Here is a 25,828-nt window from a genome sequence, read left to right on the forward strand (position 1 = left end):
GACCACTGCGCTACATCTGGTGGCTGGTGCGCAGCCAACCCCTGCGCGTGCTGCGGGGCAGCCTGGTCGGCACGGCCTGGATGGTCGGACTGGCGCTGCGGCCGTACCTCGTCTCCCGGGCGATCGACGACGGGCTGCGAGCCGGCGACAGAGCCGCCCTGCTCGGCTGGGTCGCCGCGATCGTCGTCGCCGGGTTCGGGCTGGCCCAACTCGGGATCATGCGACACCGCACGATGACGTTCATCCGGGAGGACGCGAGCGCCCGCTCCGCCGCCGTACTGCTGCGGCAGCTCTCCCGGATCGGCGCGGTACTGCCGCGTAAGCTCGCCGCCGGTGAGGTGGCCACGGTCGGCGGCTCCGACGTCACCACCATCTCGCACGTGTTGACGGTGACCGGTCCGGGCGTCGGCGCTATCGTCGCGTACGCGGTCGTCGCGGTGGTCCTCTGGTCGGTCTCCCCGCTCCTCGCGCTCTGCGTACTGCTCGGTGTGCCGGCCGTCGCCCTCCTGGTCGGGCCGCTGCTGCGCCGGCTGGACCGGGCCGAGTCCGTCTACCGGCAGCGGCAGGGCATCCTCACCACCCGGGCCGGGGACATCGTCGCCGGGCTGCGGGTACTCGCCGGGGTCGGCGGCCGGGACCTGTTCGCCAGCCGGTACGCGGCCCGGTCCCAGGAGCTGCGGGCCGAGGGCTACCGGGTGGGCGCGGTCGGTAGCTGGATCGAGGCGCTGACCGCCGCGATCCCGGCCAGCTTCCTCGCCGCGGTGGTCTGGCTGGCGGCCAGGATGGCGGTCGAGGGCGACATCACCATCGGGCAACTCGTCGCCGTCTACGGGTACGTCGCGGTCCTGGTCGTCCCGGTGTGGTTCCTGCTGGAGGCGAGCTACCAGATGATCCGGGGCCGGGTCGCGGCCCGCCGGGTCGTCGCCCTGCTCAGGCTGACCCCGGACGACGTAGGCGCGTCGGGGGACGGGCCCGCGCCGACCGGCCTCGCCGACCTGCACGACCCGGCCACCGGCCTGACCGTTCCCGGCGGCCGGCTGGTCGGGGTCGCCGCCGCCGACCCGGCCGAGGCGACCGCCCTGGCCGACCGGCTGGGTAGGTACGTGCCCAGCGCCGCGACCTGGGGCGGAATGCCACTCGGCGGGATCGCGCTGCCCGAGGTGCGGGACCGGATCCTGGTCGCCGACCACGACTCCTACCTCTTCGCCGGGACACTGCGGGAAATCCTGCACGGTGGACGGCGGCACGAGGACGCCGAACTGCGGGCCGCCCTGCGGGTCGCCTCCGCCGAGGACGTGGTGGACGCCCTGCCCGAGGACCTCGACACGGCGATCGACACCCGGGCCCGTCGGCTCTCCGGCGGCCAGCGGCAGCGCGTACGGCTGGCCCGGGCGCTGCTCGCCGAACCGGAGGTGCTGATCCTGATCGACCCGACGTCGGCGGTGGACGCGCACACCGAGGCGCGGATCGCGCAGCGGCTCCGGGCAGCCCGGGCCGGCCGGACCACCGTGCTGCTGGCCACCTCGCCGTTGCTGCTCGGGCACGTCGACGAGGTGGCGTACCTGCGCGACGGCCGGGTCGTCGACACCGGCAGCCACGCCGAACTGCTGGACCGCAACCCCGGCTACCGGGCGCTGGTCTCCCGCGACGGCGAGCCGGTGCCGGCCGGCGGGTCCGCCGACGGCGAGGGGGTGCTGCGGTGACCGGGCTGCCGGTGGCGGACCCGGCCACGGTACGCCGGGCCGCGCGGGACCTGATCGCCCAGGACCGCCGGGCCGTCGCCGTCGTCGTGGTGCTGCACGTCGCGGCCACCGTCACCGGGTTGGCCGCACCGTGGCTGGTCGGCGTCATCGTCGACCGGGTGGTGGCCGGCACCGAGATCGGCACGGTGGACCGGCTGGCGATGGCGATCGCCGGCTGCCTGCTCGGCCAGGCGGTGCTGTCCCGCTACGCCCAGTACGCCGGGCACCGGTTCGGTGAGCGGGCGGTGGCCCGGCTGCGCGAGGAGTTCATCCGGCGGACGCTCGCCCTGCCGGTCTCCGTCGTCGAGCGGGCCGGTACCGGCGACCTGGCCACCCGCAGCTCGGTCGACGTCGGCACGGTCGGGGTCACGGTCCGCGAGGTGGTGCCGACCGTGGTGATCGCCTCGGCGCAACTGACCCTGCTGTTCGGGGCGATCTTCCTGTTGCACCCGTTGCTCGGGGTGGCGGCGCTGGCCGGGCTGCCGTCGATCGTCGCGGTGACCCGCTGGTACCTGCGCCGGGCGTCCACGGCGTACCTCGCCGAGGGTGCGGCCTCGGCGGAACTGACCGAGACGTTGACCACCACCGCCGAGGGGGCCCGGACGGTCGAGGCGCTCCGGCTCACCGACGAACGTGTCGCGCACGGCCGGGCCCGGATCGGCCGGGTCTGGGCCACCCGGCGGCGTACCCTCCGGCTGCGGTCGGTCTTCTATCCGGTGGTGGAGTCGAGCTATCCGCTGCCGATCGCGGCGGTGCTGCTCGTCGGCGGGCTCTGTCTCGACGGTGGACTGGTCAGTCTCGGCGAGGTGGTCGCCGCCGCGCTCTACCTCCAGCAGGCGATCGGCCCGCTGGACCAGATCCTGCAATGGACGGAACAGGCGCAGCGCGGCCTCGCCTCGTTCGCCCGGGTGCTCGGCGTCGGTCAGGTGCCGCCGGAGCCGCGCGGCCGGACGTCCGCACCGACCGGGCGGCAGCTCGTGGTCCGGGCCGCCCGGTTCGGCTACGCCGACGGCCCCGACGTGCTGCACGGCATCGACCTGGCGGTCCGGCCCGGCGAACGGCTGGCCGTCGTCGGGCCGTCCGGGGCCGGGAAGTCGACGCTGGCCCGGCTGCTGGCCGGGATCGACCGCCCCCGACACGGCGAGGTGAGCATCGGCGGCTGCCCGGTCACCGACCTCGACCCGGCGGAACGGCGCCGCCGGATCGCCCTGGTCACCCAGGAGCACCACGTCTTCATCGGGTCGCTGCGGGACAACCTCGCCTTCGCCGCCCCGGACGCCACCGACGCACAGATGCGGTCGGCGCTGGTCGCGGTCGGTGCCGACTGGTACGCCGAGCTGCCCGACGGGCTCGACACCGAACTCGGGGACGGGGCCCGGGAGCTGAGTCCCGCCGACGCGCAGCAGCTCGCCCTGGCCCGACTCGTGCTAGCCGACCCGCACACGCTGATCCTCGACGAGGCGACCGCCGCGCTGGACCCGAGTACGGCCCGGCGTACCGAGCGGGCGTTGGGTGCGGTGCTGGCCGGGCGTACGGTGATCGCGATCGCACACCGGCTGAACACCGCACACGACGCGGACCGGGTGGCGGTGATGGAGGACGGCCGGATCAGCGAGCTGGGCAGCCACGACGAGCTGATCCGGGCCGACGGCGCGTACGCCGCCCTCTGGCGCTCCTGGCACGGCTGACCGTTCCGACGAAGGGCGGTCTACCGCAGCGCCCGGAAGAAGGCGCGTACGTCGGCGGTGAAGAGGTCGGGTTCCTCCATCGCGGCGAAGTGGCCGCCCCGGTCGTACTCGGTCCAGTGCACGATGTTGTTGTCCCGGGCGGCGAGCCGGCGTACCGGTGCGGCGACGTCTCCGCCGAAGACCGCGACCCCGGTCGGCACGGTGAGCCGGCGCGGACCCTGGTCGCCGGCCGGATGGGCGGCCTCGTAGTAGTAGTTCGCCGACGAGCCGGCCGTGTCGGTGAGCCAGTAGAGCATCACGTTCGTCAGCAGCAGATCCCGGTCGACCGCGTCCTCCGGGACGTCGGCGGCGTCGGTCCACTCCTTGAACTTCTCCACTATCCAGGCGAGTTGCCCGACCGGCGAGTCGGTCAGCGCGTAGCTCAGCGTCTGCGGGCGGGTGCCCTGGATCCTGGCGTACCCGGACATCTCGGGTTCGGCCCGGAGCAGCCGGTCCAGCCGGGCCCGGTCGGCGTCGGTCAGCGCCGCCGCCTCGGCCGGGTCGCCGGAGGGGAGCGTGAGCAGGGTGTTCAGGTGCACTCCGAGGACGTGTCCGGCGTCGAGGATGCCGAGTTCCCGGCTGATCGCGTGACCCCAGTCGCCGCCCTGCGCGCCGTACCGGGCGTAGCCGAGCCGGCGCATCAGCTCGGCCCAGGCCCGGGCGACCCGGCCGACGTCCCAGCCCGGCTCGGCCAGTGGACCGGAGAGCCCGAACCCGGGAATGGAGGGTACGACCAGGTGGAACGCGTCGGTCGGCTCGGCACCGTACCGGCGCGGGTCGGTGAGCGGGCCGAGCACGTCGAGGAACTCCACGATCGACCCGGGCCAGCCGTGCGTCACCACCAGCGGCAGCGCGTCGGGCTCCGGCGAGCGTACGTGCAGGAAGTGCACCCGGGCGCCGTCGATCGTGGTGGTGAACTGCGGTATCCCGTTGAGTCGGGACTCCTGCCGGCGCCAGTCGTAGCCGGTCCGCCAGTACTCGACGAGTTCCCGCAGGTAGCGCAGTGGCACCCCGCGCCGCCAGGGGGTGTCCGGGATCTCGGTCGGCCAGCGTGTCCCGGCCAGCCGTCGGCGCAGCTCGGCCAGTTCGGCATCGGCCACCTCCAGCCGGTACGGCCGGATGCCCGCCTCGGCGCGGACCGTCGTGGCGCCGCCGGTCACGACCGCTCCCCGTCGGCGTGCTGCGGCTCGGCCGTGCTGGCGTGCTGGGGCTCGTTGCCGTCGGCGTGCTGGGGCTCGGCGGTGGCGGCGTGCTGGGGCTCGTTGCCGTCGGTGTGCTGCGGCTCGGCGGTGGCGGCCTCCCGCTCACCGAGCCAGCGGGTGTGGGTCTCCCAGGCCGACTGTTTGCTGGTGGCGAGGGCGGCGCCGATCTGCGTCCAGGAGGCACCGGTCGCGCGGGCGGTGCGGACCGTCAACTGCCGGCCGTAGGCCGCCTTCCGCACGAGCACCTCGCCCAGGGCGAGCAGCTCCAACGCCTCCTCCCGGCTCAGTGGCCGGGCGTCGGGGTCGTCCGTCTCGGTCTCGTCGTCGGGGTCGCCGGTGGCCGGGGCGAGGGCGTCCCGGAGCCGGAGCTGGTCGTATCGGGCGGCGGCCGTCAGCAGGGTGAACCGCTGTTCCAACTCGTCGGGAGTGCTCATGCACCCCACTCTGCCGTCAAGTCACCCTAACGTCAAGCTAACCTGACGTCAGGGTGACTTGACGAGGAGCTACGAGTGCGTGAGCGTGGTCTGATGAGAAGTTGCGAGGTGCGTCAGCGTGGCTAGGAGGTGGAGCCGGCCGGCGTAGCCTTCTCGACCAGCGACGGCTGCTCGACGCCGGCACCGGAAAGGTCCGAGGCAGCGGCGAGCTCGGCCCGGCGCCAGAGCTCCCACATCAGCTCCACCGGAAGCTGACGGTGCCGGGCCGCCGTCTCCCGGACGGTCGGATGCCCCGGGTGCGGGTCGTGGCCCGGCAGCGGACTCGGGTCGGCGAGCCGGGCCTCGAACTCCGCCCGCGACGGCGTGGCCGGTGGGTCGAGCCGGGCGGCCAGCGCCGGATCGGGATCGTCCGCCAGCAGCGCCAACTGCGCCTCGGTCAGCCGATCCGAGAGGTACGCGAGCCAGCGGTGGGAGCTGTCGTCCGAACGCACGAGCTGGTCGACGACCTCGGCCGGGAACCGGGGATTACGGACCATCGCGACCGCACTGCGGCCACTCCAGGTCCGGACCATCTCCACCAGCAGCTCCACCGGTACCCGCTCGGGATTGTGCTCGGCCAGCAGCAGCCGGACCGCGAAGTCCTCGTCGGTCGCGAGCCGTCGTACCGTCTCCGGCGCCAGCCCGGGAATGCCGGCCACCGTCCGGCGGTAGCGGACGTGCCGGGCCCGCGAGTACCTGTCGAGCAGCTCCACGTCGTCGCGGTGCTCCCACAGCCACTCGACCGGGTACGTCCGCAACTGCCGGTCCCGGGTGTCGTCGATCCCGTTCACGAACTCGATCGGCAGATGGCTGCGGTTCAGCAGCGCCGCCGTGACCCCCGGGTCCGAATCGCGGGCGAGCCGCCCGACCAGGTCGTGGGGGAGATCGGGGTTGCCTGCCACCGCACGCCGAACCTGGGGGTCGGGATCGGTGACCAGGGTGTGCGCGAGTTCCGGAGTCAGCGGGACGACGGGCACGGCCGCCAGCCGGACGTCCGGGTCGGCGAGGAGCTGCGGAACGAGGTCCGACGGCGGCCGGAAACGCTCGGTCCGCAACGCCTGGCGGCGTACGTCGGCGTCCGGGTGCGCCAACAGCCGGTGGTACGTCCCGGTCGCCTCGTCATCCGCGCCGAACCGGAGGATCGCCCGGTCCCGCAGTTGCGGGTGGGCCCGCCGGGCAACCGCCCGCTTGAGCTGTTCCGGTGCCTCCGGACTGGTCAGCAGCTCGCCCTGGACCATCGGGTCGTCGTCCCGGGCCAGGACGGCGTACGCCGCCTCCGGGACGTAGTACGGCAGTCGGTTGAGCACCTCCTGCGGCCGGACCACGATCCACAACCGGACCTGTGGATCCGGGTCGCCGGCCAACCGCACCAGCAGTTCGTCGGAAATGAGGCAGCAGGCCAGTTCCTGGCGTACCCGGGCATGGGCACTGTCGGCGAGCACGGTCGCCACCGGGAGCGACATCGGCGTGTACCGGCGAGCGGCGATCAGGTCGAGTTGGAGTTGCCTGTCGTTCGTCGCGGCCATCGCGATCAGCAGGTCGTCGGGGACGGACGGGTTGGCGGCCAGGGCGGGGGCGATCCAGCGGTCGTCAGTCACGAGCGTCGAGTTTAGGAACGCAAAACCGCTGGTCAACAGGGCTGTTTGCCCGAGTGGCCGGGGTTGGGTCCTGCGGTACGCTATCGGTGGCGTTAACTCCGGTCGCGGTACGCACCCGAGCCCGAGTCCCCGGTGTGTCGTTAGTCCACGACGACGGCCTTCACCGCGACCAAGGAGCATTCGGTGCCGACTCGACTCAATCCCTATCTCAGCTTCAACGGCAATGCCCGCGAGGCGATGGAGTTCTACCAGCGCGTCTTCGGCGGCATGTTGACGGTCAACACGTTCGGCGAGTTCGGCACCGAGGGCGCGCAGGCCGACCAGGTCATGCACGCGATGCTGGAGACGGACAGCGGGTTCACCCTGATGGGCTCGGACGTGCCGCCCGAGATGGACTACACCCCGGGCAACACCATCACGGTGAGCCTGAGCGGCGACGACGGCGACGAGTTGCGCGGCTACTGGACCGCGCTCTCCGACGGCGGCATCGTCGCGGTTCCGCTCGAACCGCAGATGTGGGGCGACGAGTTCGGCGCCTGCGTCGACCGGTTCGGCATCTCCTGGATGGTCAACATCTCCTCGCCGCGTACCTGAGCGAGCCCTGGCGGCTCGCTCCGTCAACGATCCAGGACGTAGCCGTGCTCGGTCAGCACTTCGCGGAGGGCGGCGAAGAGCGCGTCCAGTTCCGGGTCGCTCCTACCGGCCGGGTCGGGACCGAACAGGATCATCGCCATGGGTGGGTCGCCCTGCTCCTCCAGCCAGATGGCCGACCTGTTCCTGCCGGGCAGGTACTCGATGTAGCGACCATGTCGCCCGTCCTCCCGCGACCAGGTCGGCGCCTCGGCTCCCTCGCCAGGCGTACGCACCCGGTGGACCGTCGCCCCGGGCTCGTTCACCGGTACGGGATAACGTGCGGTCGGCCTGTTGTTGTACGGCAGCACCCCGGGCGGGTACTGGAGGTACGTTACCTCCGTCGCGGGCTCGTTCTGCAACGGTTGGCACACCAGCCGCAGCAGGGCAGGACGGTCCGGCGAATCCGCCTTGAGCACGGTCTGCATCGTCCAGGTCGGGCACTCCGCGTCCGACCAGTAACTCCGATGAGCCAGCAGTGGCAGGCCCACCGGGACCTCCGGGGTCGGCGTCCCCGGGTTGTCGGTCGGCGCGACCGGGGACGGCTCGCCGCCGGTCGTCGGCTCACCGCCGGTCGACGGTGCGGCGGCCGGCCGGGAGGCGGCCGGTTCCGTCCCGGCCGTCAGGAACAGGGTCAGCAGCGTCGCCAGCAGCGCACCGCCGAGCGCGCACCAGGTGTCCCGCTGCCGCCGGGGCCTGGAGTCGGCGGTCCAGGCCGCCACCGCCCGCCGCGTGCTCCACCAGGTCCAGAGCCAGTCCGAGGTGCTCTCAGCGGCAGTGCTTCCGGCGGCGGTGCTTCCTCCAGCGGTGCTTCCTCCAGCGGTGCTTCCGGTGGCGGTGCTTCTTCCGGCAGTGCTTCCTCCGTCGTCCGGCGAGAGTCGCGCCGATCCCGATCCCGGCGTCGGTGCGGATGCCGGGCCGGAGCGCGGTTCGGGACCGGGATTTGATCCCGTTCCCGGGTGGGACGATCCGCTTCCCGGCTGCGAAGGTCTCGTTCCCGGCTGGGACGATTCCGTTCCCGGCTGGGACGCGGCCGAGATGGCGAAGGCGGCGCGGGTGGCCGCCCACCACGGCCAAGTGCCGATCAACGTCAGCCACTCGGGACGGGTCTGGAGCAGACGGTGCGCAAGCTCGGGATCGTCCGGGTGGATCGCGGCCAGCAGGGTTATGCCGTGCCAGGGTGACAGTTGCCGCAGTATCGCGTCGCGCGACTCGGGCTGCCACTGGGCGCGTCGCAGCAGGTCACCGGCGACGGCCGGCCGCAACTGCTCGACGCAACGGGCCGCTCGCGCCGGGTCCGTGGCGGCCAGGGCGTGCAGCACCTCGACCGCCGTCCCACCGGAGATCTCACCCAGCCAGGTCCAGTTGCCGGTCGCGGTCATCAGCAACGCGACGCGTTCGGCAGCCATGCCCGCGAGCAGCGTCGCCCGGTGCGACCGGCTCGTCCGGGCGAGCAGCCGGGCCAGGTGTCCGGGAGGCATCGCGTCGAGCCACTGCCGAACCGACGGCGCGAGTGTCTCCTGGCCGAGAAGGCGGCGTACGACACTCATCCGGATCTTCGCCATGTTCCAGAGGTGCCGGGCGGCCCGCTCCGGCTCCATCGGGGCGAGCACCGAACCGACGTCGGGGAGTTCGCAGAGTACCGACGCTGTTGCCGGGCCGAAGCGCAGCTCGTCGAGTACCCCCGGGTTGTCCCGGGGCAGGATCCGGGCGGCATCGGCGGGACCGGCCAGGGTGCCGTCGGCCGGGGTCGCTGCGGCGACGCGTTCGACGACGCCTGCGGCCTCCCGCGCACCGCCGTCCGATCTGGCAAGGGCGGCGAGCAGCCGTGCGGCGTTGCCGGCGTCCATCCTGGCCAGGACGGATGCGCGCAGCGGCCCGTCGAGGGACCGCAGCAGCGGGAGGGCGTGCGCGGTACCCATCGGCTTGAGATGGTTGGCGCATTCACCCGGGCCGTCCGACTCCGCCATCGCCACGAGGAAGGATGTCGCCAGTTCCGGTGCGATGCTGCGCAGGAGCAGGCGACGGATGTCGCCGTCGGACTCCTTGCGGAACACCGTGTAGGCGTGCCCCGGGTCGTCCGTCTCCAGAAGCCTGCGGTGGTCGTCGACGGAAAGCCTCGACTGGCTGTTCAGGTCGATCTTGTTGATGCTGGCTGCGGTTATTCCGTCGCCGATGCCGATGATCGTGGAATGCTCGACCCGATGCTGGGGCGTCGGGTCAGGATCCGTCGGCTCGGTCACGATCGGCCCGGCGGTGTGCTGTCGGAGGATCGTTGCCCGGCCGGCGGCCCCGGGTTCTGGTTGACCTCGCCGATGATCGCGGCCGTGATGCCCGAGCCCGTGCCGATGATCGTCGAATTCTTCACCGTCTGGTTTCGGACGGGCTGGCTGCCCGGTCCGGTCGCCGGGCTACCGGCCGCCTGTTTCACCAGCGACGCGCCGATGGTGCCGGCCAGGCCGAACACGGCCACGGCGATGGAGGTGGCGATGGTCCACTTGAAATGGTTGCCGGAGGCGAGTCGCAGGACCGTCACCATCGTGATCGCGGCGGCCAGGCCACCCACCAGGACGACCCCGGCCCACCTCGCCGTCTTCTTCACCCTGCACCTCCAGAAACGGGAATTCCGGCCGGCGACCCGATCGGCGACCGCGACTGTTCGATGGAATGTGCTTCGGCGATGTGCCGAGCAGAGGGTTCGCGAATGATCAATTCAGTGTGGTCCAGGAACTGCCGGTTCCCCGTATCCGCTTGCCGATCATGCGAGGGTGCCGATGCGGCACGCTTTTGGCGTACGTCAATTGTCCTGAGCCTGTCAACGGCTGAGATCCGGCGTTCGGACGCGGTTCGGGACCTGCCGGCCGAGCGCCGACTCGTTCCATCGCCGGAGGCGGCACGACAGCCGTCCGGGTCACCGCCCGCCGCTGTCTATGCTTGGCAACCATGCCCGAGGGTCACACCGTCCACCGCCTGGCAGCCCGACACCAGGAGCTGTTCGGCGGGGAGAAGGTGCTGGCCAGCAGCCCGCAGGGACGGTTCGCCGAGGGAGCCGCGCTGCTCTCCGGCGCCGTACTCGACAGCACGGAGGCGTACGGGAAGCACCTGCTGCACCACTACGACGGCGGGCAGGCGCTGCACGTACACCTGGGGCTCTACGGGAAGTTCGCCGACGGGGACGGTGAGCCGCCGGCTCCGGTCGGCCAGGTCCGGTTGCGGCTGCACACCGATCTGCACTGGCTGGACCTGCGCGGCCCGACCGCCTGCGAGCTGCTGTCGCCGCCCGAGGTCGACGTGCTGCGGGCCCGGCTGGGCGCCGACCCGCTACGGGCGGACGCCGACCCGGCGGTGCCGTACGCCCGGATCCGGCGCAGCCCCACCCCGCTCTTCGCGCTGCTGCTCGACCAGTCGGTGGTGGCCGGCACCGGGTTGATCTTCGTGACCGAGGCGCTGTTCCGGGCCGGCCTGCCGCCCACCACGCCCGGCCGGGAGCTGACCGAACAGGGCTGGTTCGGCATCTGGGCAGACCTGGTGGAGTTGATGGGTACGGCCGTCGAGACCGGCCGGATCGACACCGTGCACGCCCGGCACCTGCCCGAGGCGATGGGCCGGCCGCCCAGGGTCGACCGGCACGGCGGCGAGGTGTACGTCTACCGCCGTGCCGGACTGCCCTGCCACGTCTGCGGTACCGCAGTCCTCCGGGCCGACCAGGCCGGCCGGAACTCGTACTGGTGCCCGCGCTGCCAGCGACCGCCGCGCCGGTCCCGCGCCAAGCACTGACCGGGGCCCACGGGCGACCGCTGGCCGACGCACCGCCGGTCCGGCGCCAAGCACTGAACGGGCCACGGACCGCAGGGGGTGGCAGGGCAGCCGGCACCGGTCAGGGTGTGACGCGGCGGATGGTCAGGTAGCCGGCTCCGGCCAGTAGCGCGGCCAGCAGCACCGGCCAGCCGACGAACCAGGCCGCCATCGGCTGGTCGGTCAGCCAGCGGCCGATTCCGTCCCAGAGGTCCAGCCAGGTGATCAGCACGGCGAGCCCGGCCAGCACCAGCAGGGTGCCGGTGGAGAGCAGCCACATCCCGGTCAGCCCGAACCGCTTGTAGAAGACCGCGACGAAGATCCCCAGGAAGCCGAGCAGGATGAACGGCATCGTGTAGATCGCGATCTGGAGCAACGGGTTCTGCTGGTCGATGAAGTTCAGGCCGAAGAAGCGCAGTCTGATCCCCCAGCCGTCGGTGGCGTCCTCCAGCAGTTGGCAGAGGAAGAGCAGGATGCCGAAAACGACGGACTGGACGACCAGGAAGAGCGCGGTGGCCAGGTAGAAGGTCCGACGGATCACGCTCAGCGCCATACTAAACGGCAGCAACTGCGTGATCCAGTTGATGCTGGTGACGAAGACGACGATGTAGATCGATATCAGGGCGCCCGTCGTCGGGTTGTCCTCGATGTCGCCGATCGCCAGGAAGACGGCGTAGTTCACCGCGAAGATCATTATCAGCAGCAACCAGGGCCAGCCCACGGTGTTCTGCCAGCCGACCAGTTGCACCCGGGTCACCGTCAGCACGCGGTTCATCGGAGGGTCTCCTTCTTCCGGGTACCGGTGGTGGTGGCGTCGCCGGAGCGGGCGTGCGCGGTGGTGAGTCGAACGACGATGTCCTGGAGCGAGACCGCTTCCAGGTCCAGCCCGAGCGCCTTCGCCCTGGCGCGCTCGGCGGTGCCGAAGGTGCCGCGCAGGGTCGCCCGGGCGTACCGGCCGAGGATCTCCCGGTGCAGTTCCTCGTACTCGGCGGCGAGTTCGTCGACGGCGCTGCCCGGCCCGGCGACGGTGACCACCTGGCCACGCAGGTCCTCGGCGGTGGTGTCCAGCAGCACCCGGCCCTGGTCCAGCAGGAGTACGTGTTCGAGCAGCTCGCCGACCTCGTCGATGAGGTGGGTGGAGAGCACCACGGTCCGGGGGTGCTCGGCGTAGTCGGTGAGCAGGTGGTCGTAGAAGAGGTGCCGGGCGACGGCGTCGAGACCGAGGTACGGCTCGTCGAAGAGGGTCAGCGGGGCCCGGGAGGCGAGCCCGATGATGATCCCGAGCATCGAGTGCATGCCCCGGGACAGCTTCCGGACCTGCCGGTTCAGCGGCAGCCGGAAGTCCGCCAGCAGTGCCTGCGCGAAGTCCTCGTCCCAGCCGGGGAAGAGCAGCCGGGCGGACTCCAGCGCGTGCCGCACCTTGAAGTACTGCGGGTAGGTCTGGCTCTCCTTGATGAAGCAGACCCGGGACATCACGGTCTCGTTCTCGTACGGCGACCGGCCGTCGATGGTCAGCCTGCCCGAGCTGGCGAGAAGCTGGCCGGTCATGATCTGCATCAGCGTGGTCTTGCCGGCCCCGTTCCGGCCGAGCAGGCCGTGGATGCGGTTCTCCTCCAGGGTGAAACTGACGTCGTCCAGGGCGGTCACGTCGCGGAACCGCTTGCTGACCTGCTGGGCGGAGACCACTGTGCTCATCGCCCCTGCTCCCATCGGTCGATCATGCGCTTGAGTTCGTCGGCGTCGATGCCGAGCTTGTTCGCCTCGGCGAGCAGCGGGTGCAGGAACTGCTGGGCGAAATCCTCGCGGCGGCGGTCCCGCAGTTTCGCGCGGGCGCCGGTGGCGACGAACATGCCGATACCTCGCTTCTTGTAGAGAGTTCCCTCGTCCACCAGTTGGTTGACGCCCTTGCCGGCGGTCGCCGGGTTGATCCGGTGGAATGCCGCCAGCTCGTTCGTGGAGGGCACCTGGGCCTCCTCGGCGAGCGTGCCGTCGATGATCGAGTTTTCGATCAGTTCGGCGATCTGAAGAAAAATCGGTCGCCCGTCCTCCATCAGCCGGATCCGCCCGCCGACCACCGGAGCCCGGGAGCCGGCCGCGCCGCTCCCGGCTTCGTTGGTTCATTACTCATGTAACTAACCATGCAACCGCTGGGTCCTCCTGTCAAGGTCGGTGAACCGACTCCGGCGTTGCCCTGGCCACACCGCCGGTTCCAGCGGAGGCGGTGGCCGGACCGTCGCCATAAGCTGCCGATTCGTGCCGACTCTCACCGCCGCGATGCTGCTGGCGGCGGTACTCGGATTCGCCGTGCTGCGCCCGCGCCGGCTGCCGGAGGCCGTCGCCGCGCTGCCGGCGGCGATCCTGGTGATCGCCGCCGGCCTGGTGCCGTGGTCGGCCGCCCGGGCGGAGGTGGCGACACTCGCACCGACGGTCGGGTTCCTGGCCGCGATCCTGGTGCTGGCGTACCTGGCGGACGCCTGGGGCGTCTTCGGCTACCTGGGTACCGTCGCCGCGCGGGTGGCCCAGGGCGGCAGCGGTCGGCGTCCGGCCACCCGGCTGCTCGGGGTGGTCTTCGGCATCGCCGCGACGGTGACCGCGGTGCTCAGCCTCGACGCCACCGTCGTGCTGCTCACCCCGGTCGTGCTGGCCACCGCCACCGCCACCGGGGTACGCGCCCGACCGCACGTCTACGCCTGCGCCCACCTGGCCAACTCGGCATCCCTGCTACTGCCGGTGTCGAACCTGACCAACCTGCTCGCGTTCGCCGCCAGCGGGCTGACCTTCGCCGGCTTCGCCGCCACGATGGCGCTGCCCTGGCTGGCGGTGATCGCCGTCGAGTACCTGGTGTTCCGGCGGTTCTTCGGCGCCGACCTGGCCGCCCCGGCCCGGCCCGGAACGTCTACGCCGGTGCCGCCACCCCGGTACGCGCTCGGCGTACTCGGTGCCACGCTGGCCGGGTTCGTGGCGGCCGAGCCGGTGCACCTGCACCCGGGCTGGGTCGCCGGGCTCGGGGCGCTGCTGCTGGCGGTGCCGCTGGTGGTGCGTACCCCGAAAGCCGAGCGGCTGCGGGCCACCGGTCGGATCATGGCCGAGGCGCAGCCGCTGTTCTGCCTCTTCGTTCTCGCGCTCGCGGTGGTGGTCCTGGCGGTACGCCGGCACGGCCTCGACGACCTGGTCGGCCGGCTCGCCCCGCACCGGGCCGACCTGCTCGGGCTGCTCGCGGTCGCGGCGCTCGCCGCGCTGCTGGCCAACCTGGTCAACAACCTGCCGGCCACCCTGGTCCTGGTCCCGGCGGTGGCCCACTCGCCCGGTCTGGTGCTGGCCGTCCTGATCGGGGTCAACGTCGGCCCGAACCTCTACTACGTCGGGTCGCTCGCCACCCTGCTCTGGCGGCGCATCCTGCACCTGCGGGACCAGCCGCCGGCCAGTGGCACCTTCCTGCGGCTCGGCGTACTCACCGCGCCGGCCGGGCTGGTCGCCGGGGTGGTCGCGCTCTGGGCGGCACTGCACCTGACCGCAGCGACCTGAGTCGCCACGGTGATCTCCACATCGGGGTGGAGACGGGGCCGACCGGGGTCAGAACCAGCGGCGCTTCGGCGGCCGAACGGTCACCGAGCCGAAGACGACCTTGGTGTGCACCTCCAGTACCGGGCCACCGGGCGGGGCGACGCCGCGCAGCTTCGACTCCTTGCTGCCGAAGACCGCCGTACCGGTCAGCCGGACCTCCACCCCTTCCGGAACGAAGATCGTCACCGAGCCGAAGATCGCGGTCGCCTCGATCGTGACCACCTGGTGCGGGATCGTGGTGTCCTGCAACTCGATGTGGCAGTCACCGAAGATCGACCGCGCCTCCAGCCGGGCCGGCACGGGCCAGCGCCCCTTGCGGGACTCGTTACCGAAGATCGCGACCAGGCGTTCCGGAGCCGGCTCGGCGACGCCGGACTCCGACCGGCGGGCCGGTACCGCAGCGGCCGGCGGGTCGGTCGGCAGGTCGTCGGTGAGCCGGGCCAGTTCACCCCGGGTCTTCGCGGCATGCGCGGCGGTGGCGCGGTCGGCGTACTCGTCCAGGGTCAGCCGGCCCTCGGCGGTCGCCGTACCGAGCAACTCGACGACCTGCTCCCGTTCGCGGTCGGAGACCCGCATCCGGTCGGCGTCGTCCTGCGGTTCCCGCTCCATGGCGGCACAGCCTATCGGCCCCGGCCGCTCGGGTAGCACCTGTGCTGACAGCGTCAGCGACCCGGCCAGTTCCGGCTTGGCCGGACCGACCGGGTCGCTGAGTTTGCTGTCGGACAATGGAGTGGCCTCGACAATTGCGCGACGTCCGCCGGGCTATCGGTCGAGCGAACCTGTTGCGACGAATTGGTGACTATACGTAGTCTATCCAGGCGGCCGAGCCCATCAGAATGCAAAGCGTGACGGTCGCGTGGACGAGGAGAGTCGTGAATTTCACGGCCGGAAATCTACCATGATCGCCTCGAACGGTCGATCTGCGGGGGGTTGGTCGCCATTATGTTGTTTGCGGGGCTTCCCGGATGTCCGCCAGCTTCCGTGACCGCCATTCCATAATGGTGGCGGCGTCTTGTTGTCCGTGCATTTCTTCGGAATCCGCATTCGTTGCGGTGTCCAGGGTAGAGTGACGGGTGCAGGCGGTGGAGCATCACGATCCACTGTCGGGGTTCGACCTCTCCGGATGGCGGGAGAAGCCGATGCAGGATCAACTCGTGCTGGCGGTCGTCACCGCATTGGCGGCCAAGGGCGGAGAAGCGATCATCACCGGGGGAGGCAGCGCGTTCGCCCGACTCTACCGGTTTCTGTGTGATCGTTTCCGGGCGAATGGCAGTGGTACGGCCAGTTTGGAGGCTGTGGTGACCGGACCGGGCGACACCGAACGGGCCGAACTCGCCGACGCGATCGCCCAGCTGTTGACCGTCGACCCGGAACTCCGTCCCCGCCTGGAAGCGCTCTGGTCCGGCGCCCGCGCGGAGTCGGCGGCGTCCTCCGGAGGTGTGATCAACCAGTTCAGCGGTACTGCCGACCGGGTGGTGCAGGCCCGGGACATCCAGGGCGACGTCTCGTTCTGAGCCCTCGTACGTCCAGTCATCGGAGGTGCTCGTGCGACAGTTTCCTGCTGACGACATTCGACCGGACGAGGTGCCGGAATGTGACCCGGGGACGTCCAACGAGATGTCGGGCACCGTGTACGGTCCGAGCTTGCAGGCAGGTGTCATTCACGGTGGCGTACATATCCACAAGGTCGCTCGGGATATGGTGCCGATTCCACGTCAACTGCCGGCTCCGACCGCCAACTTCGTCGGCCGGACAGCGGAACTGGCCGACCTGGAAACACTCTTCGAGGAGGGCAGCCGGGTAATAGTGGTGGTGAGCGGTTCCGGTGGAGTAGGGAAAACCGCCCTGGTCACCAAATGGGCCGACGGGACGCGTTCCCGTTTTCCCGACGGGGAGCTCTACGTGGATCTGGGCGCGTTCGGCGGCGACGAGCCGGTCCACCCGGGCGAGGCGCTGGGCCGGATCCTCCGGGCGCTCGGCACGCCCCCGGAGCACGTTCCGGTCACGCTCCCGGAGCAGGTGGCGCTGTACCGGTCCGTCACCGCCGAGCGGACCATGTTGATCCTGCTGGACGACGCGTACTCGGTCGCCCAGGTGCGGACGCTTCTTCCGGCCGGCCGGTCCGGCGTACTGGTGACCAGCCGGACCAGGCTGGTCGGGCTGGTCGCCGACGGGGCCCGGCTGGTCGACCTCGCACCGCTGCGCGAGGCGGAGTCCGTCCTACTGCTCGCCAAGGTGACCGGGCCGGATCGGATCGAGCGAGAGCCGGTCGAGGCCGCCAGGCTGGCCGGTCTCTGTGCCGGCCTGCCGATCGCGCTCTGTGTCGCCGCAGCCCGGATGGCGGCTAGGCCGCGGCTGTCCTTCGAGCGGATGACCCTGGACCTGGTCTCCGAGACGCATCGGCTCGGTCGGCTGTCCCGGGCGGACGGGCTCTCGGTGCAGGCGGCCTTCGACATGTCGTACCGGTCGCTGACGCCGGCCGTGGCGGCGCTCTACCGACGACTGGCGCTGCATCCCGGTCCCGAGTTCGGTGTCGGGGTGGCGGGCGCGGCGCTGGCACCGGACTTCGCCGCCGATCCTGGCGGGACCGGACCGCCGGTGACGGAAGTGGTCGAGGCACTGATCGAGGCGAGCCTGCTCACGGAGGTGGCCGAGGAGCAGTTCAGATCCCACGATCTGGTTCGGCTGCACGCCCGGCAGACGCTGGCGGCGGACGAGCCCGAGGCAACACAGCAGGCCGTGCTGCGCGGAATGCTGGAGTGGTACTTCGCCGCCGCGGCGCAGGCAGATTTTCTGGTGACGCCCTACCGCCGTCGGCTGCCGTACGACTTCGCAAGCCGGCCGGTCGACCTGCCGGAGTTCGCCGATCGGGCCGAGGCGTTGGCCTGGCTGGAGCGGGAACGAATCAACCTGCTGGGTGCGGGCCGGAGCGCGCTGCGGCATGGCCACTTCGCGCTCGCCTGGCAGCTCTCGGACGTGCTCTGGCCGTTACTGCTTAACCGCAAGCACTATCGGGACCGGGTGGAGATCGACGAGCGTGGGGTCGAGGCGGCCCGCGCCTGGGGCGACAAGTGGGCGGAAGCGGTGATGCTGAAGCGGCTCGGCCGGATCCGCACCAAGCTTGGCGAACACGAGGCCGCCGAACGACACACCCGGGCGGCCATCGCGTGCTATCGGAAGGCCGGCGATGTGCGGGGCAGCCTCGATGCCGAGCATGGACTGGCGGATTTGTTCCGCGACTCGGGTCGGGAGGCGGCGGCTGGCGAGATCCTCACCCGGCTGGTCGCGGTGAACCGGGAGCGGGGCGACGTCCGCAGCACCGGCCTCACCCTGATCGACCTCGGGATGCTGCTGACCACCCTCGGCCGCCCGGCCGAGGCGGCCGGCCTGCTCAGGGAGGCGGAGGGCATCTTCGCCGAGATGACCGCGATCGATCCGTACAACGGCGCGCGCGTCCTCATCGGACTGGCCGGTGCACTGCTGGGCACGGGCGACCTGGCCGAGGCCGAGCGGGCCGCGACCGAGGCTGCGGTGCGGATGCGCGACCTCGGCTCCGACCACGAACATGCCGAGGCGGTCGGCCAGCTCGGCGATATCGCGCGGCGGCGGGGGAACGCCGCCACCGCGCGGGAACACTACCGACAGGCGTCGCAGATCTTCACCCGGCTGGGCTCGTCACGTGCGGCCGACCTCGATCGTCGACTCGGTGAACTCCATCGCGGCCGGCGGCCCGTCGGGCTCGGAGACTGGACCGGACCAGCGACCGGCCCGGACGACGAGCCTGATGCCGACGGCTGACGCCGAGCCGGAAGCGGCCGGCCCTGCCAGGTCGGTTCCCGCCGACCAGCGGACGTAGAGCCACCTCGCGACCTCCTCGACAGCCGCCGGTGTGAGCGGCCGGGCGAGGTGGAGAGCGAGCAGCAGACCGTCGCGCAGCCCTGCCGTGAGTCGGGTTCCGGCGTCGAGCGCCGTGTCGGCCGACCTGCCGAACGCCGGCGGTGCGGCGGCGGGCACCAGCAGCACGAGGGTCAGTCCCGGGTACCGTCCGAACAACTCGGCGCAGCGGTCGGCGGGAGACCGGCGATCCACCACGACGACGAATACGTCCGACAGGGCCGACCGGGCCGGCTCGGCCCCGGACGCTCCGATCCGCTCGACAACCGGTTCTCGCCGCTCGACAACCGGTTCCCGACCCTCGGTCAGCACGACGGCTCCGGTCGGAGCCGAGGCACCGGGACCGGCGACGACCGGCGGTGCCGGCCCGGCTCGGGAAGTCGTAACAGCCGGTACATGGCCTCCCGGAGCAGCGGGCCGGCCTGGCCCGGTCGGGAGGTGAGGCGGCTCGCCACGACCGCCGGGTCGAGCGGGTACGCCGAGCGGAGCTGGTCGAGGATCGGGCCGTCAGGGTTCAGCCGCCGTGCACCGCCGATCACCGCCTCTTGCGCCGAACCCGGCGTGACCGCCGTCAAACCGGGGGCGAGGTGCAGGATGTTCCGGCCGAGCGCCGCCGCGTAGCTGGTGACCGAGCCGTGGTCGCCGATCACGTGGTCCGCCGCGACGAGCAGACTCCGCCAGTCGTCCTCCGGGTCCAGCAGGAGGAGACCGGCCTCCCGGCAGTTGCGCAGCCAGGCCCGTACCTGTCGGTGGCCGTGGGCGCACCAGACGGCCGGGTGCAGCAGGGCCGCGACGCGGAATCGCTGGCCGGAAAGCTGTTCCATGAGCAGCGGCAGCAGTTCGGGCCACTTCCCGAAGAGGCCCGTGCGGCCCCAGGTCGAACTCACCACGACCAGTTCCTGGTCCTCGTCGACGCCCAGCACCTGTCGGTACCGTCCGCGCTCGGGCATGCTCGCGGCGAGTACGTCGAAGCACGGATCTCCGGTGACCACGGCGACCGGCAGCGCCTCCGGACACTGCCGTCGCAGGATGTCGAGTTCGTTCTCGTGCGAGAGTGCGATCGCCGACGCCAGCACCTCGCCGTTGCGCGTCAACCGCTGCGCGTCGAGTCCGTAGACCGGTGGCGAAGTGAGCACCGGGCCGGCGCGTCCGCCAGGACGCGTCGCCTTGCCCCGTCCCGCCCCGTGGGCCATCACCATCAGTGGTCCGTGCAGGTCGGTCAGGCCGCCGTACGAGGCGGCGAGGACGAGGTCGAACCGCTCCCGGACCGCCTGTGGCCACGGCAGTACGAGCGCGCCGAGCCGCCGGAGGTGCCCCGCCACCCCTCGGTTGAACGTGTCCGGCGCGACGGTGAAGACCGTCTGAATCCGCTGGTCCTCCTCCAGCAGTTCGGCGACGTCGAGCAGCCGGTGACAGTTCACAATCGTGTGCGCGACGATCAGAACTGTGCGGCAGCCAATTCGGGTAACCCAACGGGACGCTTCGATGCCAATGGGTACCCGTGACCATTCATGGGCGTTCATTTCATCTCCTCCCCTGCGTCCGAACGGGACGGAGGAAGAGTGAGAGACAATGTTGCGGGTCCACTTGCAGTGCGGCTTGCAGTCCACTTGCAGCGCCCACATAGTGGTATGTCGGAAGTTTGACGATGGGAACCGGGGCTTGGTGCCGGGAGAACCCGAGAACAGACTGGGAAAGGGTAGGTCGGACCGACGGAGGGACGACGCCGGTGGAGTTTGTCATCCTCGGCCCCACGGCGCTCGTCGTCGACGGGCAACCGGTCCCGCTGGGGGCGGCCAAACAACGCGGACTGCTCGGCGTACTCCTTTACCATGCGGGGCGGCCGGTACGGGTCGACGACGTCGTCGACCACCTGTGGGGCAACCGCTCCCGTGCCGCCTGTCGGGCGAACCTGCACGCGCTGATCAGCCGCAACCGGGCGGCGTTGAAGACGGCCGGCCTGCCCGACGCGCTCGTCCGGATGCAGAGCGTCGAGGCGTACCGACTCGACGTCGACCCCGCGCTGATCGATTACCACCGCTTTCGGCGGTTAGTCGACGGCGCCCGCACGGCCGCCGAGGAAGAGGGCCACGAGCGGTCGGCCGCGTTGCTGTACAAGGCGATGGAGCTGTGGCGCGACGAACCACTCGCCGATCTTCGCGGAGCCCGCTCCGAACACATCCGCCGAGCCATGAAAGAGGGGCTGCTCGCCGCGCACAAGCTTCTCTCCGAGAGTGAGATCCGAATTGGGCGGCACGAGGCGGTGATCGAGCGGATCGAGCCACTGCTGTTGACCAACGATGTTGATCAGACGCTTGCCAGACATTGGATCACCGCCCTCTACGCGAGTGGACGCGAGGACGACGCCCGGCGCTTCTCGATCGAATTCCGGAACCGGTACCGGCGCAGAATGCGTGCCGAACCCACGATCGACCTACCGCCGTTGCGGCGACGGTCGACGGCGGTCGGTGCCTGGGCGCATCCGTTCTCCGACCCGGCCGGCGACGGACGTGCGTCGTTCCGAATTCCGCAACAGTTGCCCCCCGACATAGCCGATTTCACCGGACAACACGGTGTCCTGGCGGAACTGGACGCGACGGTGGCGTCAGGCGGGCGGGTCGTCGTCATCGACGGCATGCCTGGGATAGGCAAGACCACCCTGGCGATGCACTGGGCGCACCGGCAGCGTGACCGCTTCCCGGACGGCCAGCTCTACCTCAACGCCGACGGCTACGGGCCGATGCCACCCGTGCACCCGGAAGACGCACTGGCGAGATTCCTGCTCGCCCTGGGCGTTCCCACCGACCGGATCCCGGCAAGGGGCGAGCAGCGCCGGGAGCGCTTCAACCAGATACTCGACGGCCGGCGGATCCTGATCGTGCTGGACAACGCGCTCAACTCCGACCAGGTACGCCCACTGCTGCCCACCGCAGAGAACTGCGTGACCCTGATAACCAGCCGCAACCGGCTGAAGAGCCTCACGATCCGGCAGGGAATCCGCAGTGTCACCATTCCGCCGCTGCCGGACGACGAGCGGCGTTCGCTGCTCGGCCAGGTGATCGGGAGGGTGCGTATGGCGCACGAGCCCGGGCCGGTGGAGACCCTGGCGCAACTCTCCGACGGACTGCCGCTGGCGCTGCGCATCATGGGTGAACACATCACGGTGCGCTCCCGGGTGAGCATCGCGGAACTCGTGGACGAGTTGCGGGGCCGGCTGCTGGAGTCCGTCGACGACGACGAGGAAGGCACCACGCTCAGTACCGTCTTCGCCTGGTCCTACCGGGAACTCGACCCGGAAGCCGGACGCCTGTTCCGGCTGCTCGGTCTGTACCCGGGGCGGAACGTCAGCGCCCCGGGCGCGGCGGCGCTGCTCGGCGCGGATGCCCGGCAGGCGGAACGCCTGCTCGACGCGCTCGCCAAGCGGCACCTGATCAACCACGACACCGCACGCCGGTACCGGCTGCACGACCTGCTCCGGATGTACGCGACGAAGCGCGCCGAGCACGAGGAACCGGCCGAAGCCCGCCGGGTCGCGCTGCGGCGGCTGCTCGACTGGTATCTGCTGTCGGCGGTCAACGCCGCCCGCCGGCTCGCTCCACAGCGCCCACCGGTCCCGGACCTTCCGCCGCCCGGGGCGGTTGAGCCACTCCGGTTCGGCGACGACGAGGAGGCCCTGCGCTGGTGCGAGGCGGAGCGGTCGAACCTGGCCGCCGTGGTCCGAGCCGCCGCCGACAACGCGTTCCACCGGCACGCGTGGCAGCTTCCCGGCGCGCTGCACGAGGTCTTCGGACGGTACGGGCGCCAGGACGACGTGTTGGCGGTGCACCGGATCGCGCTTCCCGCCGCGGAGGCCGACGGTCACCAGATCGGGCAGATCGGCACGTTGAACAATCTCGGTGCGACCTACTTCGCGCTGCACGACTACCACCGGGCGGCTAGTGGGTTCGAGGCCGCGCTGCGGCTGGCCGAGCGGACCGGCAAGGTCGAGGCGGCGGCCGTCTGCTCGCACAACCTGGCGAACGTGTATCTCAAGGCCGGCGAGGCCCGCAAGGCGACCCGGATCTTCGCCCGGGCGCTGGAGACGTGCCGGGCGAGCGGAAGCCTGGAGGGCCAGGCCGCGAACCTGCACCGGCTGGGCGACGCCCATCAACAGCTACGCCGGTACGCGCGGGCCGCCGACTGCTACCAGGAGGCGCTGACGATCCGGGAGCGGATCGGGTCGCTGCGCGGCCAGGGGGCGGTACACGGGAGGCTCGGGGCGCTGCGCCTGGCGACCGGAGATCCGAAGTGCGCCCTCCGACACAGCCGGCGGGCCCTGGAGATCCAGGTCCGGGCCAAGGACGACGCCGCCCGCTGTGACACCCTGGTCACCTACGCCGACGCCGAGCGGCTGCTCGGCCGGTACGACGAGGCGACGACGCACGCCCTGGAGGCGATCTCGCTCAGCGACGGGCTCGCCGATTCGCTGCGCCGGGCGGCTGGGCTCGCGGTACTGGCCGACGTGCTCGCCGCCGAGGGCGACCTGGCGGCGGCGTACGACCACTGTCTGGAGGCGCTCGGGATCCTCGGCGACCTCACCGGTCCCGACGTGGATCCGGTACTCGACCGGTTGCTGGCGATCGAGAACCTGGTCGCGCCCCGGCAGTCGGGTCAGCGGATCGCGTCGATCGCCTTGCGGGCCGCGACCAGCACCGGATCCCAGACCGGGGCGTACGGCGGCGCGTAGCCGAGGTCGAGGCCGGCCATCTCGTCCACCGTCATCCGGTTCCACAGCGCCACGGCCAGCACGTCGATCCGCTTCGCCGCCTCGGACCGGCCGACGATCTGGGCACCGAGCAGCCGCCCGCTGCGCCGCTCGACGATCAACTTGACCGTCATCGGCTTCGCCCCCGGGTAGTAGCCTGCCCGGTTCGTCGACTCGACGCGTACGGCCACGAACTCGAAGCCGGCCGCCGCCGCCTCGTCCTCGCGCAGGCCGGTACGGCCCACCTCCAGGTCGCAGACCTTGGTCACGGCGGTGCCGACCACCCCGGCGAAGGTGGCGTACCCGCCGCCGATGTTGATCCCGGCGACCCGGCCCTGCTTGTTGGCGTGCGTGCCGAGCGGTACGAAGACGGGCTGGCCGGAGACCCGGTGCACCGACTCGACGCAGTCGCCGGCCGCCCAGACCCCGGGGGTGTCCACCACCCGCATCCGCAGGTCGACCCGGATCGCGCCGGAGGGGCCGATCGGCAACCCCGCCTCGGCGGCGAGCGCGGTGTTGGGGCGTACCCCGAGACCCAGCACCACGATGTCGGCCGGCAGGGTGCCGTCCTCGGTGACCACGGCGCTGACCCGGCCGTCCCGGGTCTCCAGCCCGGTGACGGTGACCCCGCTGCGCACGTCCAGACCGAGGCCGCAGAGCGCCTCGCGGACCAGGGCGCCCATGTCCGGGTCGACGGTCGACATCGGTTCCGGGCTCCGCTCGACCAGGGTGACCGAGAGGCCGCGCTGGATCATCGCCTCGGCCATCTCGACGCCGATGTAGCCGCCGCCGACCACCACCGCGTTGCGGGGCGCCGGATCGCCGTCCAGCCAGTCGATCAGCGCGGCACCGTCGTCGAGGGTCTGCACCCCGAACACCCCGGCCGCGTCGGTGCGGGCCCACTCCGGGGTGACCGGTACGGCGCCGGCGGCGTACACGAGCTGGTCGAAGCTCTCCCGGACCTCGCGCCCGCCGTTGTCCAGGTCCCGGGCCAGCACCTCGCGCCGGTCCAGGTCGATCCCGACCACCTCGTGCCGGAGTCGTACGTCGACGTCGAACTTCTCCCGGAACGTGGCCGGATCCCGGCTGACGAGCTGGTCCACGTCGTCGACCAGGCCGCCGACCCAGTACGGGATGCCGCACGCCGAGTACGACGTGAAGTGGCCCCGCTCGAAGGCGACGATCTCCAGGTCGGCGGCGTCCCGGCGGCGCCGGGCCTGCGACGCGGCCGACATCCCGGCCGCGTCGCCGCCCACCACCACCAACTTCTCAACCATGACCGCCATTGTCCCGGGTACGCCGGACCAGGTCGTCGAGTACGTCGGAGATCTCGTGCCGCCGGGCGTACGCGGCCCGCTGCCGGGCGGCGCCGGTGCCGTGCGCCTGCAACCGGCTCAGCAGCGAGGTGACCAGCGGCAGGTCGCCGTGCCGTTCGAGGGCCGGCCGGAGCCGGTTGAAGAGCCGCCGCATCAGGTGCCAGGCGGGCCGCAGGCCACCGTCGACCGGGTCGACCGCCATCCCTTCGAGACCGTCGTGCGCCGCCCGCCAGTGCGCCGCCATCAGCATGTGGTGCGGCACCCGGGGCGCCGGCAGCCCGGCCGCGATGTCGGTCAACGCGGTGTCGACCAGGGCCCGGACCAGCGCCGCGACCAGGATGGTGTCGTCCACGCCGGGGCAGACGTCGCCGATCCGGATCTCCACGGTCGGATACTTCGACGACAGCCGGGCGTACCAGTAGAGCATGCCCTCGTCGAGCATCATCCCGGTGCCGATCAGGTCGTCGACCAGGCTCTCGTAGTGCGCGTGCGACTCCAGCCAGGGGGTCGGGGCGACCGACGGCCAGCGCTCCCAGAGCACCGACCGCCAACTCGCGTACCCGGTGTCCCGGCCGGCGTAGAACGGCGAGTTGGTGGTGGCGGCGTGCAGGATCGGCAGGACCGGGCGGAGGTGGTTGAGCACCTGCACCGCGATCTCCGGATCGGGTACCCCGACGTGCACGTGCATGCCGTTGACGCCCGGTGACGGGACCACCAGCCCGAACCGTTCGATCATCCGGTGGAACCGGGGGTTCTCCACCAGCGGTGGCATCGGACCGTCGACCAGGCCGGTACCGACCGCGACCAGGCGTACGCCGGCCGCCTCGGCCGCGCCGGCCAGTCCGGTACGCAGCAGCCCGAGCGAGTGCCGCAGGGCGCTCAGTTCCAGGCCGGGCGGGGTACCGATCTCGATCTGGCTGGTCTGGAACTCGTGCTGCACCTGTCCGCGCAGCTCGTCCGGTACCTCGGCCAGCACCGCCTCGACCGCGGGCGCCGCCGCCCCGGTCACCGGGTCGACGAGCAGGAACTCCTCCTCGACTCCGACCGTCAGCAGGTCCAGCCCGGTCTCCGGCACCGGTCTCGCCGGTGCGGCCAGTCCGCCGACCATAACCATCACCACCACCCGCCCGTCGTTCGATCGGA

General features: G+C 71.4%; 20 protein-coding genes. 8 read left to right on the plus strand and 12 right to left on the minus strand.

What is annotated here, in order from left to right; genetic code table 11:
• Positions 1-47: 47 nt before the first annotated feature.
• Together Pen02_RS04560 and Pen02_RS04565 are read left to right on the plus strand one after the other, a co-directional pair.
• Positions 48-1,703, plus strand: a complete 1,656-nt coding sequence (locus Pen02_RS04560) for an ABC transporter transmembrane domain-containing protein (RefSeq protein WP_203864756.1) — start codon at positions 48-50, stop codon at positions 1,701-1,703.
• Entirely contained in the window at positions 1,700-3,430 is a 1,731-nt protein-coding gene (locus Pen02_RS04565; protein ID WP_203864607.1) for an ABC transporter ATP-binding protein, read from the plus strand. Before Pen02_RS04560 ends, Pen02_RS04565 begins: the two co-directional genes overlap by 4 nt.
• Positions 3,431-3,450: 20 nt before the next feature.
• Here Pen02_RS04565 and Pen02_RS04570 read toward each other — a convergent pair whose 3' ends face one another.
• The 3 genes from Pen02_RS04570 to Pen02_RS04580 all read right to left on the minus strand — a co-directional run bounded on the left by Pen02_RS04570 (position 3,451) and on the right by Pen02_RS04580 (position 6,742).
• Positions 3,451-4,590: an epoxide hydrolase family protein gene (locus Pen02_RS04570; RefSeq protein WP_203864757.1), complete on the minus strand. Its 1,140-nt coding sequence runs from the start codon at positions 4,588-4,590 to the stop codon at positions 3,451-3,453.
• Positions 4,591-4,625: 35 nt separating this feature from the next.
• Positions 4,626-5,105, minus strand: coding sequence for a hypothetical protein (locus tag Pen02_RS04575; protein ID WP_203864608.1), 480 nt, complete (start codon positions 5,103-5,105; stop codon positions 4,626-4,628).
• A gap of 122 nt (positions 5,106-5,227) precedes the next feature.
• Positions 5,228-6,742 (minus strand): hypothetical protein, encoded by a 1,515-nt coding sequence (locus Pen02_RS04580; RefSeq protein WP_203864609.1) that lies wholly within the window; start codon positions 6,740-6,742, stop codon positions 5,228-5,230.
• A 183-nt stretch (positions 6,743-6,925) separates the two neighbouring features.
• On the opposite strand from Pen02_RS04580, the gene Pen02_RS04585 reads away from it, so the two are divergent.
• Complete coding sequence (locus Pen02_RS04585) at positions 6,926-7,336, plus strand: VOC family protein (RefSeq protein WP_203864610.1); 411 nt, start codon at positions 6,926-6,928, stop codon at positions 7,334-7,336.
• Positions 7,337-7,359: 23 nt separating this feature from the next.
• On the opposite strand, the gene Pen02_RS04590 is transcribed toward Pen02_RS04585, so the two are convergent.
• Positions 7,360-9,615 carry a hypothetical protein gene (locus Pen02_RS04590; RefSeq protein WP_203864611.1) on the minus strand — a complete coding sequence of 752 codons (2,256 nt, stop codon included), beginning with the start codon at positions 9,613-9,615 and terminating at the stop codon, positions 7,360-7,362.
• Complete coding sequence (locus tag Pen02_RS04595; protein WP_203864612.1) at positions 9,612-9,974, minus strand: hypothetical protein; 363 nt, start codon at positions 9,972-9,974, stop codon at positions 9,612-9,614. Before Pen02_RS04595 ends, Pen02_RS04590 begins: the two co-directional genes overlap by 4 nt.
• A 341-nt stretch (positions 9,975-10,315) precedes the next feature.
• On the opposite strand from Pen02_RS04595, the gene Pen02_RS04600 reads away from it, so the two are divergent.
• The gene (locus Pen02_RS04600; protein ID WP_203864613.1) at positions 10,316-11,149 is read left to right on the plus strand and encodes an Fpg/Nei family DNA glycosylase; all 834 of its coding nucleotides are present in this window, start codon (positions 10,316-10,318) and stop codon (positions 11,147-11,149) included.
• A 100-nt stretch (positions 11,150-11,249) separates the two neighbouring features.
• Here Pen02_RS04600 and Pen02_RS04605 read toward each other — a convergent pair whose 3' ends face one another.
• From Pen02_RS04605 to Pen02_RS04615, 3 genes are read right to left on the minus strand one after another with little or no spacing between them, the layout of a single operon-like run.
• Complete coding sequence (locus Pen02_RS04605) at positions 11,250-11,942, minus strand: ABC transporter permease (protein ID WP_203864614.1); 693 nt, start codon at positions 11,940-11,942, stop codon at positions 11,250-11,252.
• A complete protein-coding gene (locus Pen02_RS04610) occupies positions 11,939-12,862 on the minus strand; it encodes an ABC transporter ATP-binding protein (RefSeq protein ID WP_203864615.1) in 924 nt (307 codons plus the stop codon). Before Pen02_RS04610 ends, Pen02_RS04605 begins: the two co-directional genes overlap by 4 nt.
• Positions 12,859-13,218: a GntR family transcriptional regulator gene (locus tag Pen02_RS04615; RefSeq protein WP_203864616.1), complete on the minus strand. Its 360-nt coding sequence runs from the start codon at positions 13,216-13,218 to the stop codon at positions 12,859-12,861. Before Pen02_RS04615 ends, Pen02_RS04610 begins: the two co-directional genes overlap by 4 nt.
• Positions 13,219-13,420: 202 nt before the next feature.
• On the opposite strand from Pen02_RS04615, the gene Pen02_RS04620 reads away from it, so the two are divergent.
• A complete protein-coding gene (locus Pen02_RS04620) occupies positions 13,421-14,692 on the plus strand; it encodes an ArsB/NhaD family transporter (RefSeq protein ID WP_203864617.1) in 1,272 nt (423 codons plus the stop codon).
• A 48-nt stretch (positions 14,693-14,740) separates the two neighbouring features.
• On the opposite strand, the gene Pen02_RS04625 is transcribed toward Pen02_RS04620, so the two are convergent.
• Positions 14,741-15,340: a DUF1707 SHOCT-like domain-containing protein gene (locus Pen02_RS04625; RefSeq protein ID WP_203864618.1), complete on the minus strand. Its 600-nt coding sequence runs from the start codon at positions 15,338-15,340 to the stop codon at positions 14,741-14,743.
• A gap of 473 nt (positions 15,341-15,813) precedes the next feature.
• Here Pen02_RS04625 and Pen02_RS04630 point away from each other — a divergent pair, with 473 nt between their 5' ends.
• Together Pen02_RS04630 and Pen02_RS04635 are read left to right on the plus strand one after the other, a co-directional pair.
• Positions 15,814-16,245, plus strand: a complete 432-nt coding sequence (locus Pen02_RS04630; protein WP_203864619.1) for a hypothetical protein — start codon at positions 15,814-15,816, stop codon at positions 16,243-16,245.
• A gap of 184 nt (positions 16,246-16,429) precedes the next feature.
• Positions 16,430-18,529, plus strand: a complete 2,100-nt coding sequence (locus Pen02_RS04635; RefSeq protein WP_203864620.1) for a tetratricopeptide repeat protein — start codon at positions 16,430-16,432, stop codon at positions 18,527-18,529.
• Between the two features lie 401 nt (positions 18,530-18,930).
• Here the strand turns inward: Pen02_RS04635 and Pen02_RS04640 are convergent, their stop codons facing one another.
• Positions 18,931-20,046, minus strand: coding sequence for a hypothetical protein (locus tag Pen02_RS04640; protein WP_203864621.1), 1,116 nt, complete (start codon positions 20,044-20,046; stop codon positions 18,931-18,933).
• Positions 20,047-20,354: 308 nt separating this feature from the next.
• Here Pen02_RS04640 and Pen02_RS04645 point away from each other — a divergent pair, with 308 nt between their 5' ends.
• Positions 20,355-23,351, plus strand: coding sequence for an AfsR/SARP family transcriptional regulator (locus tag Pen02_RS04645; protein WP_203864622.1), 2,997 nt, complete (start codon positions 20,355-20,357; stop codon positions 23,349-23,351).
• On the opposite strand, the gene Pen02_RS04650 is transcribed toward Pen02_RS04645, so the two are convergent.
• Positions 23,276-24,646: an FAD-dependent oxidoreductase gene (locus Pen02_RS04650; protein ID WP_203864623.1), complete on the minus strand. Its 1,371-nt coding sequence runs from the start codon at positions 24,644-24,646 to the stop codon at positions 23,276-23,278. The two genes, Pen02_RS04645 and Pen02_RS04650, sit on opposite strands and share 76 nt — an antisense overlap.
• Positions 24,639-25,799, minus strand: coding sequence for a carboxylate-amine ligase (locus Pen02_RS04655; RefSeq protein WP_372445576.1), 1,161 nt, complete (start codon positions 25,797-25,799; stop codon positions 24,639-24,641). Before Pen02_RS04655 ends, Pen02_RS04650 begins: the two co-directional genes overlap by 8 nt.
• Positions 25,800-25,828 lie beyond the last annotated feature (29 nt).

Origin of the sequence: Plantactinospora endophytica, assembly GCF_016862915.1 — a bacterium.
GTDB classification, from domain to species: Bacteria; Actinomycetota; Actinomycetes; order Mycobacteriales; family Micromonosporaceae; genus Plantactinospora; species Plantactinospora endophytica.

What these genes read in the sequence shown, in the direction of transcription:
- Pen02_RS04605 (WP_203864614.1), bottom strand. Translation starts at nt 11,942, where the DNA reads ATGAACCGCGTGCTGACGGTGACCCGGGTGCAACTGGTCGGCTGGCAG.
- Pen02_RS04615 (WP_203864616.1), bottom strand. Translation starts at nt 13,218, where the DNA reads ATGGAGGACGGGCGACCGATTTTTCTTCAGATCGCCGAACTGATCGAA.
- Pen02_RS04650 (WP_203864623.1), bottom strand. Translation starts at nt 24,646, where the DNA reads ATGGTTGAGAAGTTGGTGGTGGTGGGCGGCGACGCGGCCGGGATGTCG.
- Pen02_RS04625 (WP_203864618.1), bottom strand. Translation starts at nt 15,340, where the DNA reads ATGGAGCGGGAACCGCAGGACGACGCCGACCGGATGCGGGTCTCCGAC.
- Pen02_RS04655 (WP_372445576.1), bottom strand. Translation starts at nt 25,799, where the DNA reads ATGGTTATGGTCGGCGGACTGGCCGCACCGGCGAGACCGGTGCCGGAG.
- Pen02_RS04575 (WP_203864608.1), bottom strand. Translation starts at nt 5,105, where the DNA reads ATGAGCACTCCCGACGAGTTGGAACAGCGGTTCACCCTGCTGACGGCC.
- Pen02_RS04635 (WP_203864620.1), top strand. Translation starts at nt 16,430, where the DNA reads ATGGTGCCGATTCCACGTCAACTGCCGGCTCCGACCGCCAACTTCGTC.
- Pen02_RS04610 (WP_203864615.1), bottom strand. Translation starts at nt 12,862, where the DNA reads ATGAGCACAGTGGTCTCCGCCCAGCAGGTCAGCAAGCGGTTCCGCGAC.
- Pen02_RS04600 (WP_203864613.1), top strand. Translation starts at nt 10,316, where the DNA reads ATGCCCGAGGGTCACACCGTCCACCGCCTGGCAGCCCGACACCAGGAG.